15 protein-coding genes are annotated in these 13743 nt (G+C 54.6%); 13 read left to right on the forward strand and 2 right to left on the reverse strand.

The genetic code is table 11. The features are described 5' to 3' along the window. Positions 1-32 precede the first annotated feature (32 nt). From pdxH to rpmH, 7 genes are all read left to right on the forward strand, one after another. A complete protein-coding gene (gene pdxH / locus PORUE0001_RS00080) occupies positions 33-680 on the forward strand; it encodes a pyridoxamine 5'-phosphate oxidase (protein WP_007364390.1) in 648 nt (215 codons plus the stop codon). A gap of 5 nt (positions 681-685) precedes the next feature. Next, on the forward strand, positions 686-1366 hold the full coding sequence (tsaB, locus tag PORUE0001_RS00085) for a tRNA (adenosine(37)-N6)-threonylcarbamoyltransferase complex dimerization subunit type 1 TsaB (protein ID WP_007364383.1): 681 nt from the start codon (positions 686-688) through the stop codon (positions 1364-1366). Between the two features lie 20 nt (positions 1367-1386). Continuing rightward, positions 1387-2271 carry an electron transfer flavoprotein subunit beta/FixA family protein gene (locus PORUE0001_RS00090; protein ID WP_007364377.1) on the forward strand — a complete coding sequence of 295 codons (885 nt, stop codon included), beginning with the start codon at positions 1387-1389 and terminating at the stop codon, positions 2269-2271. 40 nt (positions 2272-2311) lie between these two features. Then, positions 2312-3325, forward strand: a complete 1014-nt coding sequence (locus tag PORUE0001_RS00095; protein ID WP_007364407.1) for an electron transfer flavoprotein subunit alpha/FixB family protein — start codon at positions 2312-2314, stop codon at positions 3323-3325. Between the two features lie 21 nt (positions 3326-3346). Beyond that, the gene (locus tag PORUE0001_RS00100; RefSeq protein ID WP_007364392.1) at positions 3347-5077 is read left to right on the forward strand and encodes an acyl-CoA dehydrogenase family protein; all 1731 of its coding nucleotides are present in this window, start codon (positions 3347-3349) and stop codon (positions 5075-5077) included. 237 nt (positions 5078-5314) lie between these two features. Next, complete coding sequence (locus PORUE0001_RS00105) at positions 5315-6112, forward strand: thymidylate synthase (RefSeq protein WP_007364401.1); 798 nt, start codon at positions 5315-5317, stop codon at positions 6110-6112. 144 nt (positions 6113-6256) lie between these two features. Further along, the gene (rpmH, locus tag PORUE0001_RS00110; RefSeq protein ID WP_007364380.1) at positions 6257-6403 is read left to right on the forward strand and encodes a 50S ribosomal protein L34; all 147 of its coding nucleotides are present in this window, start codon (positions 6257-6259) and stop codon (positions 6401-6403) included. 215 nt (positions 6404-6618) lie between these two features. Here the strand turns inward: rpmH and PORUE0001_RS00115 are convergent, their stop codons facing one another. Both PORUE0001_RS00115 and PORUE0001_RS00120 read right to left on the reverse strand, forming a co-directional pair. Beyond that, the gene (locus PORUE0001_RS00115) at positions 6619-7224 is read right to left on the reverse strand and encodes an aminotransferase class IV (RefSeq protein ID WP_007364400.1); all 606 of its coding nucleotides are present in this window, start codon (positions 7222-7224) and stop codon (positions 6619-6621) included. Further along, entirely contained in the window at positions 7221-8189 is a 969-nt protein-coding gene (locus PORUE0001_RS00120) for an aminodeoxychorismate synthase component I (protein WP_007364398.1), read from the reverse strand. The genes PORUE0001_RS00115 and PORUE0001_RS00120 overlap by 4 nt, the downstream gene beginning before the upstream one ends. Positions 8190-8256: 67 nt before the next feature. Here PORUE0001_RS00120 and PORUE0001_RS00125 point away from each other — a divergent pair, with 67 nt between their 5' ends. From PORUE0001_RS00125 to PORUE0001_RS00155, 6 genes are all read left to right on the forward strand, one after another. After that, complete coding sequence (locus PORUE0001_RS00125) at positions 8257-8832, forward strand: anthranilate synthase component II (protein ID WP_007364409.1); 576 nt, start codon at positions 8257-8259, stop codon at positions 8830-8832. 813 nt (positions 8833-9645) lie between these two features. Beyond that, positions 9646-11598 (forward strand): threonine--tRNA ligase, encoded by a 1953-nt coding sequence (thrS, locus tag PORUE0001_RS00135; RefSeq protein WP_007364386.1) that lies wholly within the window; start codon positions 9646-9648, stop codon positions 11596-11598. 102 nt (positions 11599-11700) lie between these two features. After that, positions 11701-12330, forward strand: coding sequence for a translation initiation factor IF-3 (infC, locus tag PORUE0001_RS00140; RefSeq protein WP_007364384.1), 630 nt, complete (start codon positions 11701-11703; stop codon positions 12328-12330). A 159-nt stretch (positions 12331-12489) separates the two neighbouring features. Beyond that, complete coding sequence (gene rpmI / locus PORUE0001_RS00145; protein WP_007364378.1) at positions 12490-12684, forward strand: 50S ribosomal protein L35; 195 nt, start codon at positions 12490-12492, stop codon at positions 12682-12684. Positions 12685-12743: 59 nt separating this feature from the next. After that, positions 12744-13091 (forward strand): 50S ribosomal protein L20, encoded by a 348-nt coding sequence (gene rplT / locus PORUE0001_RS00150; protein WP_007364385.1) that lies wholly within the window; start codon positions 12744-12746, stop codon positions 13089-13091. 181 nt (positions 13092-13272) lie between these two features. Then, positions 13273-13743 (forward strand): lyase family protein (locus tag PORUE0001_RS00155; RefSeq protein ID WP_007364394.1); only part of this gene is annotated, 471 nt, incomplete at its 3' end.

The following is a 13743-nucleotide window of genomic DNA, read 5'->3' on the forward strand; positions in this document are numbered from 1 at the left end:
TCGCAGCACCCTCCTATCACACCTTATTAGTTATGGATCTACATTACGAAGACATACGACGTGACTACGGGCGCAGGAGCCTCAGTCGTAAGGATCTAACGGACGATCCCTTTAGCCTGGTCAGACTATGGCTACAAGAGGCGGTGGACGATCCTAAGGTCCTAGAGCCTACGGCTGTGCTGGTCTGCACCAGTACGCCCGATGGACACCCTAGTTCGCGGACCGTATTGCTCAAAGAGCTTCTCGGCGAGGAGTTTATCTTCTACAGCAACTACGAGAGTCGCAAGGGTCAGCAGATGGCTGCCAATCCACACGTCAGCCTTACCTTCCTCTGGCACGAGCTGGAGCGACAGATACATGTCGAGGGTACGGTGCGACACCTAGAGCCTGAGATCAGTGATCAGTACTTCGCTACGCGACCCTACAAGAGCCGTATCGGAGCACGCATATCGCCTCAGAGCCACCCGATACCTGATCGCAACTACATCTACACGCACTTTGTCACGGAGGCCGCTAAGTTTGCCCTGCAGACTGTCCCCCGCCCCGACAACTGGGGAGGCTTTGCCGTGCTGCCTAGTCGTATAGAGTTTTGGCAGGGTCGTCCTAGTCGTCTGCACGACCGCTTCCTCTATGAGCGTCAGGAGGATAATTCGTGGCTTATCAATCGTCTGGCACCTTAGTGCTTATGAACGCAACGAAACCTGTACTCCTAGCCATCGATACCGCCCTGCAAGGGTGTAGCGTCGCTGTGACCGACAGCGAGCAGGTACTATATACTAAGGTGTACCAAGAGACAGAAATATCTAATGCGGTGCTCATCGGACGCTACACCGAGGAGGCTATCAACTGGTGCCAAGAGCACGGCTACCAGATAGCAGCCATAGCGACAACCGATGGCCCAGGTTCCTACACGGGGCTGCGCATAGGGGCTTCGCTGGCCAAGGGACTAGCTTTCGGGAGGAGCATCCCACTCATAGCCGTCTCCACTTTGCAGCTTCTATTGGCAGGCTTGCCGAGCTTCGCTGGTGAGACCGTTACGCTGCTCGATGCGGGTCATGGGAACGCTTATCAGCAGACCTTCGACGCTCAGGGGGGGCCTTGCGATAAAGCGACTTTTGTCACCATCTCATCTGAGTGGCACGCACCCACCGAGAGCCGTATCGTCTACGTCGGCTCGCTACCCGTAGAGGGCACCGCTGTCGCTCCGCCAACGGCCGAAACGCTCGCCACCGTGGCGCGTAGCTATTGGCTGGAGGAGCGATACGTCGACACCGCCTACTGGGAGCCAAACTATGTCAAGCCCTACAAGGCAGTCGTAGGACAAAACAAAGTCCTCGAGCGACTCAAACTATCTAAACAAGCATAAACCACAACTACGACCTAAATATGATCAAAGATATCATCGTACTTGCCAAGCAAGTCCCCGACACACGTAATGTCGGCAAAGATGCTATGAAGGCTGACGGCACTGTGAACCGTGCCGCCCTCGACGCTATCTTTAACCCCGAGGATCTAAACGCACTCGAGCAGGCGCTCCGCATCAAGGAGCAAAATCCCGACTGCCGTGTCTCCATACTCACCATGGGTCCTCCCCGTGCAGCTGAGATCATCCGTGAGGCGCTCTACCGTGGCGCTGACCACGGTTACCTGCTGACTGATAGAGCTTTCGCTGGGGCTGATACGCTTGCCACGAGCTACGCTTTGGCCTGCGCTATACGTCATATCTACAAGGGCGGACTGCCCGACCTCATCCTCGGTGGCCGTCAGGCTATCGATGGCGACACCGCTCAGGTGGGACCACAGGTGGGTGAGAAGCTCGGCATCAACGTGGTCACCTACTGCGAGCAGATCGATCAGATCGAGGGCGACCAGCTCACCATCACACGCCGTCTGGAGCATGGCGTGGAGACGGTACGTGCTCACAAGCCGCTCCTGCTGACGGTCACGGGTAGCGCTGCTCCCTGTCGCCTACGCAATGCTAAGCGTGTACAGAAGTACAAGTACGCAGCCTCGGCTCTAGAGCTAGACGCACTACCCGAGACATGGCGCAAGCGCCTCGAGAGCAATCCCGAGGAGCTGACTATCGACATCTTGACGGCTGAGAGCACGGGCGCAGACATCGCTCAGTGCGGTCTCTCGGGCTCTCCGACGAAGGTCAAGAGTATCGAGAGCGTTGTCTTTAAGGCTAAGGAGGTGATGCACCTCTCCAGCAGCGATGCCGACCTAGAGACTTTGATACAAACCCTATTAGCAAACCACACCATCGGCTGAAAGAGTGCCGCTTTTGCACACCCATATAATAAGACAGACTATGAACAATCTATTCGTATACCTAGAGATCGAAGATGGGAGCGTACACGACGTCAGCCTAGAGCTACTCACCAAGGGGCGCTCACTGGCCAACCAGCTGGGCGTGGCACTAGAGGCGATAGCTATCACCGACCGCGCTGAGGGGATAGCCGACACGGTCATGCCCTATGGCGTAGACAAGCTACACCTCTTCGTAGACCCTCGTCTAGAGCATTACCAGACGCTACCACACGCAAGCATCGTCATCAAGCTATTCCAGCAGGAGAAGCCACAGATCTGCCTCCTCGGTGCGACAACCATAGGACGTGACCTGGGTCCTCGTGTCTCCTCGTCACTGGGCAGCGGACTAACTGCTGACTGTACCTCTCTGGAGATCGGAGATCATACGGAGAAAGGCAAGGAGTTCAAGAACCTCCTTTACCAGATCCGCCCAGCTTTCGGTGGTAATATCGTGGCAACCATTGTCAATCCTGAGCATCGTCCACAGATGGCGACGGTACGCCCTGGTGTGATGAAGAAGGAGATTTACAAAGCTGACCACAAGGGCGAGGTGATCAACCATTCGGTGGCTGACTTCGTTCGTGACGAGGACTTTGTCATTGAGATCATCGACCGCCATGTTGCCAAGAGCAAGATTAACCTTGGCGGAGCCCCCATCATCGTATCGGGAGGCTACGGTGTCGGTAGTGCCGAGAGCTTTGAGCTACTTCATGAGCTGGCCAATCTGCTAGGCGGAGAGGTAGGTGCTACGCGTGCAGCCGTCGATGCGGGCTTTACCGAGCATGAGCGACAGATAGGACAGACTGGTGTGACCGTGCGTCCTAAGCTATACATCGCCTGCGGTATTAGTGGACAGATACAGCATGTGGCTGGTATGCAGGAGAGCTCCATGATCATCTCTATCAATACGGACCCCGATGCTCCGATCAACACGATCGCTGACTACGTCATCACGGGGCGTATTGAGGAGGTTATCCCCAAGCTCATCAAGTACTACAAGCAAAACTCTAAGTAATTCCCTCTAGACGACAGAATCATGGCAAACTTCTATACAGACAATCCACATATACAGTACCACCTCCAGCATCCGCTCATGGAGCGCATTGCACGGCTTAAGGAGCGTGACTATGCCGATGCTGACCAGTATGACTATGCCCCCTCAGACTATGCCGACGCACTGGATAGTTACCAGCGTGTACTAGAGATAGTCGGTGAGGTGTGTGGCGAGGTGATCGCACCCAATGCGGCCGAGGTTGATCTGACGGGACCAACGCTCCACGAGGGACGTGTCTCTTACGATCCGCTCACTGCGCAAAACCTGGACACCGTACGACAGACTGGGCTCATGGGGATGGCACTCCCCCGTCGCTACGGAGGACTCAACATGCCGATCACTCCTTATATTATGGCTGCCGATATGGTCTCACGTGCTGACGCTGGCTTTGAGAACCTTTGGGGACTACAAGACTGCGCCGAGACGCTTTACGAGTTTGGCTCTGAGGATCAGCGTGAGCGCTTCCTCCCCCGTGTTTGCGCTGGCGAGACGATGTCTATGGACTTGACCGAGCCAGATGCGGGTAGTGACCTGCAGGCCGTTATGCTCAAGGCTACCTACAACGAGGCTGACCAGCAGTGGTACCTCAACGGTGTCAAGCGCTTTATCACCAATGGCGACTCCGATATCCACCTCGTACTGGCACGTAGTGAGGAGGGAACCAAGGATGCACGTGGTCTATCGATGTTTATCTATGATGCTAAGAAGGGGGGCGTGACCGTCCGCCGCATAGAACACAAGATGGGTATCAAGGGTGTCCCCACCTGCGAGCTTGTCTTCAAGGATGCTCCAGCCGAGCTATGTGGCGAGCGTCGTCTAGGACTCATTCGCTACGTCATGTCTCTGATGAATGGCGCTCGTCTAGGCATCATGGCGCAAGCTGTCGGTATCTCCGAGGCTGCCTATCGTGAGGCTAAGGCTTACGCTGCTGACCGTCATCAGTATGGACACGCCATCGACAAGTTCCCCGCTGTCTATGAGATGCTAGCCCTCATACGTGCTAAGGCTGACGCAACCCGTGCGCATCTCTACGAGACGAGCCGCTTCGTGGATATGTACAAGGCTTACGACGACATAGCTCGTGAGCGCAAGCTTACCCCCGAAGAGCGCAAGGAGCAGAAGTACTACAGCCGTCTGGCTGACGCTTATACGCCTATTGGCAAAGGCATGAGTACCGAGCTAGCCAACCAAAACGTCTACGACTGCATCCAAATATACGGTGGCTCAGGCTATATGAAGGACTACACCTGCGAGCGTCTCTATCGTGACGTGCGTATCACCAACATCTACGAGGGTACTACGCAGCTACAGGTCGTAGCGGCTATCCGCCACGTCACCACGGGCACATACTTCGCACGCCTAGAGGAGTACCAGCAGGTAGCGGTCTCGCCCGAGTGGCAGGAGACCAAGGAGCTACTAGCCACTTGGATAGAGCGTGCCAAGGCTTGTACCGAGCTCGTCACCGAGGCAAAGGATCAGACCCTCCTCGACTACCACGCTCGTCGTCTCGTCGAGATGTGTGGTCACTGCATCTTCGCACACCTGCTACTCATCGCAGCGCAGGAGCGTCCCGACCTCTACGAGCACTCCACACACGTATATATACAGTACGCCAGTGGGGAGATGGACAAGTGCGAGGGACTGATACGTCGCTTCGATCCCAAGCAGCTCCAGCACTACGCTGTGCAGACCTCTACGCCTGCTGAGGCGTAACGGACTGTAGACATGGACGGACGCACAATACGAGTAACCCTTTGTAGGGACGCACGGTCGTGCGTCCGTCGTAGTACAGCAAGACGTGTAACGATTTGTAGGGACGCTCGATCTGAGCGTCCGTCCCCGTCAAAACAATACGACCGTGCGTCCCCACATCGGGTTACTCGTCCACTCCGATCTCTAACCTCTAATCTCTAACCTCTAATCTCTAATGTCCCTCCTCCCCACTCCACTATGCAGCAATACCTTGACCTGATAGAGCGTGTCCTCACCGAGGGCAACGAACGGACTGACCGCACGGGTACAGGCACCGTCGGTGTCTTCGGACATCAGATGACCTTTGACCTGGCCGACGGCTTCCCCCTGCTCACCACCAAGAAGCTACACCTGCGCAGTATCATTCACGAGCTACTATGGTTCCTCAAGGGCGATACCAACCTTCAGTACCTGCACGACAACAAGGTCTCTATCTGGGACGAGTGGGCCGACGAAGCGGGCGACCTAGGACCCATCTACGGGGCGCAGTGGAGACATTGGTTCGACCCACACACGGGGCAGACCATTGACCAGATGCAGCAAGCGCTCGACCTAATACGTCATCAGCCCGACAGCCGCCGCATCGTTGTCTCAGCGTGGAACGTTGCCGACCTACCACTCATGCACCTCTCCCCCTGTCACTGTCTCATGCAGTACTACGTCGTGGGGGACAAGCTAGACCTGCAGCTCTACCAGCGCAGTGCCGACATCTTCCTCGGGGTCCCCTTCAACATCGCCTCCTACGCCCTCCTCCTCATGATGACAGCGCAAGTCACAGGGCTACGTCCCGGGCGCTTCATCCACACCCTCGGCGATGCGCATCTATATAAGAACCATCTCGAGCAGGCGCGTCTGCAGCTCACACGCACGCCACGCCCACTCCCTACGATGACCCTACGAGACCGTGGGCAGTCGCTCTTTGACTTCGTCTACGACGACTTCACCCTCACCGACTACAACCCCTACCCGCACATCCCCGCGCCCGTCTCCGTCTAGCATTCTCATTTAATAGTTGCATCTACGGTCACTCTAGGGCTGTGGTAGGTAAAGATATTTTTTGTACCTTTGCCAACCGAAGCCTTTACTCATGGCGAGTAAGTCCTTCACCATAGTAATCATAAGCATCAGAGACATACCGATATGAAGCGTACATTCCAACCATCGAACCGTAAGAGAAAGAATAAGCACGGATTTAGAGCTCGTATGGCGACAGCATCAGGTCGCAAGGTACTAGCTATGCGTCGCGCCAAGGGTCGCGCTAAGCTATCTGTATCTGACGAGTACTAGTATACCGTCGCATCACGCCTCTAACCCATAAGGTCACGTGCTCTAGATATACTCCTATCTAGCGCATGTGCAGGCTCACACCTAGATCATACGTCGCTTTGGGTGTGAGCTTGTTTTTTGTCGAAAGCGAGCCAGCGAGGATCGGAGACATCAGAGACTTCGGATCACTCAGATCACTCAGATCACTCAGACAGCTCCGATAGCTCCAATCTACTCTAGCCTCTAACCTCTAATTCGATCCGCTCCGCCCACGGCATCATAGCGTTGATAAGGGCGATGCGGTCGTAGGCGGATAGTTCGGCGAGCGGTATGTCGCGAGGCGTTAGTACACCCTCAGCGATCAAATGAGCGCGCTGCACCCCAGCAAGGAGTGGCACACGAGGCGTGTACCAGCGGTTTCCTTGGCGCAAAGCGATATTCGTGTAGGAGCTGTCCGTGAGCAAGCCCTCCTCATTGACGATCACGACCTCATCCGCATCGCCACGCTGCTCCAGTAGTGCCTGCAAAGCCGCCCGGTCGGCCCACTTGAGATGGTAGTCCAGCTCAGGTGCAGCGACAGCTCTCAGAGACTGGATCGTACGCCGATGATAAGGAGCGTAGCCCACCTCCAGAGGCTCCGCATCGTATAGAAGACGACACTTGACCACCCCCATGAGTGACGCAGGACAAGGGTGCTGCGCCAGATAGTCCGCCAGTCGCCAGCGAGGCTTGACGCCATACTCAGCGAGCGACCGGTCGACACGCTCTTGGTGTAGAGGCAGCAGTTCTGGCTCGCCATCTACGTAGCGGATGCTTTCCAGTAATAACGGTACTTGACTCATACGAATGGTAGATAAACCTTCTGACACACCTCCCGATACTCCTCCGCACAGTGACTATTGATCGTGATCCCGCCACCGCTACGGTAACGTAGCGCTCCATCCGCCTGCTGCTCTATGAAGCGTATCATCACACCACTGTCCAGTGTCTCCCCGTCGAAGTATCCACAGATGCCCGTGTAAAAGCCTCTCGGCTCCCCCTCCGCTACAGCGATCGCCCGTACAGTAGCCTCCTTGGGCGCTCCGCTAATAGAGCCCGCTGGAAGCAGTTCGCTCAGGATGCTCCCGAGATGAGCGCGCCAGTTGGGACTCAGCTGCCCAACGATCTCCGAACTCACCTGCAGCAAGCGCCCACGACTAGTAACCAGTTCATCGATATACCTAAAGCGCCTCACCGCCACGTCGTGGCTCACACGGCTCAAGTCGTTGCGTATCAGGTCGGTGATCGTGTAGTGCTCGGCCGTCTCCTTGTAGTCACCGAGGATCGTCTCAGCCGCATCGGGCAGGGTCGCATCGATCGTCCCCTTCATCGGGTAGCAGCTGATTTCATTCCCCACGATGCGCACGAAGGTCTCAGGCGAAAAGCAAACGAACCGTCCTGGCAAGTAGCACTTATAGCGCGCTTGCGAACGAAGGAATACCTCTTCCAGCGAAATATTCAGCTCTATGGGAGTCGCCACCGTCAGATTAGCCAAAAAGCTATCGCCCCGCTCCAACGCATGGCGGATCACTGCGAAACGCTCCGCATAAGCCTCCTCGCTAATCGGTGTGGCGCATAGCACAGCAGACGTATCGCTCACGGAGCGTGCCAAGCAATTGGTCACGCCACCAATGTCGAAAAGTAGCTCTTGCTGCGCCAGGGGCTTCTCCAGAAGGATCAGTTCGCTCATCTCGTAGTCTAGGCAGAAGACAAATGGCTTGCCCTGCCCGCCCAGTTCGTTGAGCCTATCAATCATCGACTGCTTCATATCATTCACTCTTTCCGTATCCCAAGCTTCGTTTGTATCTGCAAATATACTATCTTCGTGGCTTGTAATGAAACATCTACTGATAGCTGACAATCACGACTCCTTTGTCTACAACCTCGTAGAGCTCCTGCGGCAGCTCGACGAGTGCACCCTGGAGATACACTACACAGAGCAGATCACGCCCGCCATGGTCGCACGCAGTCACGGGCTCCTACTCTCACCAGGTCCTGGGATACCCACGGAGCAGAGCCACCTGATGGAGCTCATCGACAGCTACCACACGGAGCTGCCCATGCTGGGCGTCTGCCTAGGACATCAAGCACTCGCAGCCTACTGCGGTGCTGAGCTAATGCAACTCCGAACACCCCTCCACGGACACACCGACCAACTCATCATCGAGCATCACGACGAATTGCTACGAGACATCCCCACTGGTAGCCACATCGGTCGGTATCACTCGTGGGTCGTACAGCCCGACAACCTCCCCGACACGCTACAAGTCACGGCACACGCCCAGTCCGACGGCACCATCATGGCGCTACGCCATCGCGCCCTACCGCTCTGGGGCGTACAGTTTCACCCCGAGAGCTACATCTCCGACCACGGACGCCGCTACCTGCACAACTTCATCGCCCAGCTCTAGCCCCCCTTCCCCCGCCCTTCAGCCAAAATCGCTTTTCCAAAAGCTACTTTCGCTCCAAAAACCACTTTTCCAAAAGCGAACTCTATCGCAAATCGGACAACCCGATGAGACGAGTAACGATTGTAGGGACGCACGATAGGGTCTAGTCGGATGGCGTCCGTTGTCGTTAAAGCCCTGACACTGTAACCTTTGACACAACGGACGCACAGATCGTGCGTCCCTACAAAGGGCTACTCGTGATATTTTCAAAATTGTGAAGACAACCCGATGAGACGAGTAACGATCGTGCACTCCTACGAAGGATTACTCGTTCGATGCACTTCGACGCACTCCGAGAACCTCGACACCACACCTCCGAGGAAATCGAAATTGCCTCGGTAGGTATTTCTGATTCTCCACGGAGGAACGAACAAATTCTTCGGAACTTTGATTTGCTTCTTCCGAAGTTTCATTTCATTCTTCCGAAGTTTCATTTCCCGTCTCCGTGGGGAATATTCGTTTGCTCCCTGGAGATTCCCGATTTCCTCAGGAGAGATCCAAATCATCAGAGACGTCTGAGTAGTCAGATCGGATATTTGCCACCGTATAGAGACACTCGAAGCGTGTGTTTGGGGCTATCTCAAGCGTATCTTCTAGAAGATAGTTTGTCATACGTCAGTCCTGCTACGCTCTTACAGCGGACTGTACATCAAAGTGGAAATGTGCGGGGAGATATCCGTGAGTGCTTTTTTTGTACCTTTGCGGTGTATATACCTTTTGGAGCATGTTGCCGTGGCAACGGTCTCCTTTTTAGTCGACTACAACACACCACTTATGTCTGATCAGATACATATCACGCTACCCGATGGGAGTGTTAAGGAAATGAAGCAGGGCTCGACCCCGCTAGATATAGCTAATAGCATCAGCGAGCGACTGGCGCAGGAGGTCCTAGCGGCCGAGTGCGATGGTAAGCTCATAGATGTGCGCACACCGCTCATGCAGGATGCCCACATCAAGCTCCTCAAGTGGGAGGACGAGGGTGGTAAGCACGCTTTCTGGCACACCTCGGCTCACCTTATGGCGGAGGCACTGCAGGAGCTTTACCCTGGCGTACAGTTTGGCATAGGGCCTGCTATCGAGGCGGGCTTTTACTATGATATAGATACGGGCGATCAGGTGATCAAATCAGAGGATCTGCCGAAGATTGAGGCTAAGATGCTTGAATTGGCTCGCCGCAAGGAGACGCTCGAGCGCAAAGCGATCTCTAAGAGCGATGCGCTGGACTTCTTCAAGAAGACGGGTCAGACCTACAAGCTAGAGCTCATCAACGATCTAGAGGATGGCACCATCACGACCTACACGCAGGGTGCCTTCACCGACCTATGCCGTGGTCCGCACCTTCCCTCTACAGCTCCGATCAAGGCGGTCAAGTTGCTGAGCGTGGCTGGCGCTTACTGGCGTGGCGATGAGACGCGCAGACAGTTGACTCGTATATATGGTATCACCTTCCCGAAGAAGAAACTCCTGGATGAGTACCTTGCTTTGCTCGAAGAGGCGAAGAAGCGTGACCACCGTAAGATAGGTAAGGAGCTGGAGCTCTTCGCTTTCTCACAGCGTGTCGGACAGGGCTTGCCTCTCTGGCTACCACGTGGCACACAGCTAAGACTCAAGCTGGAGGACTTCCTCAAGCGTATCCAAAAGCGCTACGGCTACCAGCAGGTGATGACGCCTCACATCGGCAATGTGGAGCTATACAAGACGAGTGGTCACTACGCTAAGTACGGCGCAGACTCATTTCAAGTAATCACGACACCTCAGGAGGGGGAGGCCTTCATGCTTAAACCGATGAACTGCCCTCACCACTGCGAGATATACAAGCTCAAGCCACACTCCTACAGGGATCTACCTGTACGCTTGGCCGAGTTTGGTACGGTCTATCGCTACGAGCAGAGCGGTGAGCTACACGGATTGACACGTGTACGTGGCTTCACGCAAGACGATGCCCACATCTTCTGCCGTCCTGATCAGGTCAAGGAGGAGTTCCTCAAGGTGATGGAGATCATCTTCATCATCTTTAGAGCGCTAGACTTTGAGAATTTTGAGGCGCAGATCTCGCTACGTAGCCAGACTGACCGCAGCAAGTACATCGGTAGCGAGGAGAACTGGGACCGTGCCGAGCAGGCTATCATCGAGGCTTGTCAGGAGGCTGGTCTACCCGCCCACGTTGAGTACGACGAGGCTGCTTTCTACGGGCCGAAGCTAGACTTTATGGTCAAGGATGCCCTCGGTAGACGCTGGCAGCTCGGTACGATCCAGGTAGACTACAACCTGCCCGAGCGCTTTGAGCTAGAGTACACGGGCGAGGACAATCAGAAGCACCGTCCGGTGATGATACACCGCGCACCCTTTGGATCAATGGAGCGCTTCGTAGCGGTACTCATAGAGCACACGGCGGGCAAGTTTCCTCTATGGTTATCACCCGACCAGGTGGTCATACTACCAGTCTCAGAGCGCTTCAACGACTACGCATACGAGGTAGCAGCAGCTCTAAGCGAGCAGGACATCAGCGTATCGGTCGATGACCGCAACGAGAAGGTGGGTCGCAAGATCCGTGACAACGAGCTCAAGCGTATCCCCTACATGCTGATCGTCGGCGAGCAAGAGCAGGCTGACGGCACAGTCTCAGTGCGTAAGCAAGGCGAGGGTGATGCTGGTACAGAAAAAATTAGTACCTTTGCCGAGCGTATCCTGAAGGAGATAGAGAGTCAGATGAACGCAAATGCGTAGTCCCCACCCTTTATCCCGACAGATCGCATCAATCTAAGTACTTGATCCAATAACCAAACCTAGCACACTGCTAACGAATCACTAACTGCTAATTGCAGACGAATGGCAAACAGTAGAAATTTCAGACGTCCACCCATCAAAGAGCAACCGAACCGCATCAACGAGCAGATACCTCACCGCGAGGTACGTCTGGTCGGTGACAACGTAGATCAGGGAGTCTACCCTATCCAGCAGGCTCGTCGTATAGCTGAGCTTCAGGGGCTAGACCTTGTGGAGATCTCGCCAAACGCAGAGCCGCCCGTATGTCGTGTGACTGACTACCAGAAGTTTCTCTACCAGCAGAAGAAGCGACAGAAGGAGCAGAAGGCTAAGCAGGCTAAGGTGGTGGTCAAGGAGATTCGCTTCGGGCCTCAGACAGATGACCACGACTACAACTTCAAGCTACGCCATGCCGAGGGCTTTCTCAAGGATGGCTTTAAGGTCAAGGCGTACGTCTTCTTCCGTGGTCGTAGCATCCTCTTTAAGGATCAGGGCGAGATACTTCTTCTCCGCTTTGCCAATGACCTAGAGGAGCTAGCACGTGTGGAGAGTATGCCCGTGCTAGAGGGTAAGCGCATGACGATCATGTTAGCACCCAAGCCCGCCTCTGCCAAGGGTAAGAAGAAGGAGCCGAAGCAGACCAGCGAGGAGTCGACGGATCAAGAAGCATCTGAGGAAAAGGATAACGAATAGTCATAGCACAGACACATTCATAAGCAAGTAAATCCACCTACTCCACCCGCTACGCCAGGTGTGTAGCAGACTATCCAAACGGGCATAGGCGTGCCTCTAGGTAGTTGGTCGGAGGGGTGAGTCTAACAATAGTTTCACACAAATCAAAATCCAACCAAAATGCCTAAACAGAAGACAGTATCAGGCGCCAAGAAGCGTTTTTTCCTGACAGGTAGCGGACGCGTTAAGCGTAAGCATGCGTACAAGAGTCACATCCTCACCAAAAAGAGCAAGAAGCGTAAGCGCAATCTTACCTACACTGCTCTCGTGCACCCGCACAATGAGCATAGCGTTAAGGAGATGCTCAACCTCTAAATCGAGGATTCACACAGAGTTTAGTACGTATCTATCAAACACACTAATCGACACAAGAAATGCCTAGATCAGTAAATCACGTCGCTTCACGAGCTAAGCGCAAGAGAATACTCAAACTAACCCGCGGATACATCGGTGCCCGCAGAAACGTATGGACCGTAGCCAAGAATGGCTGGGAGAAGGGTCTCACCTATGCCTACCGTGACCGCAAGAATAAGAAGCGCTCTTTCCGTGCTCTATGGATACAGCGTATCAATGCGGCTGCACGCCTAGAGGGTATGTCCTACTCTACACTCATGGGTGCCCTACACAAGCAGGGGATTGAGATCAATCGTAAGGTCCTCGCTGACCTCGCTATGAACAATCCCGAAGCCTTTAAGTCTATCTGCGAAAAGGCTAGAGGCTAAACGAGCACTCCTCTAATACCGAGCCTAGGCGCAAGACACAGGACGCACGATGTCTCCTTTACGACATCACGATCTTGAGTCTTGCGTCTAGTCATTCATTTAATCCATCTCCTATCGAGTTGCTACCAGAGGGTAGCAAGCTCCTTTTGTCATCTTACCACACTCTTCAATCCACAACAGTATGTCCGCTCTTCAAGCAATCTCTCCCCTAGATGGCCGCTATGCGAGCAAGACGGCTCCCCTAGCTGCTTACAGTTCCGAGTCTGCGCTCATCCGCTATCGTGTACGCATCGAGGTGGAGTACCTCATAGCACTCACCCAAGCGATACCCGCACTGAGCAAAGCCATCACGGAGCCTAAGCAACAGGCTCTACGACAGCTCTACAAGGAGTGGTCCACGGAGGCTGCGCAGGAGGTCAAGGATATAGAGGCTACGACCAATCACGATGTCAAGGCTGTCGAGTACTACATCAAGCGTCACCTTCCTCAGCTGGGACTAGAGGAGATAGAGGAGTATGTCCACTTCGGACTAACTTCGCAAGATGTCAACAATACCGCCTTCCCGCTCATGCTTCGTGAGGCGCTGCACGAGGTTTACCTACCTACCCTTCAGCAGCTCATCGAGCAACTTCGTCAGCTCGCCAATGAATGG

It is taken from the genome of Porphyromonas uenonis 60-3, from assembly GCF_000174775.1.
Classification (GTDB): Bacteria; Bacteroidota; Bacteroidia; order Bacteroidales; family Porphyromonadaceae; genus Porphyromonas; species Porphyromonas uenonis_A.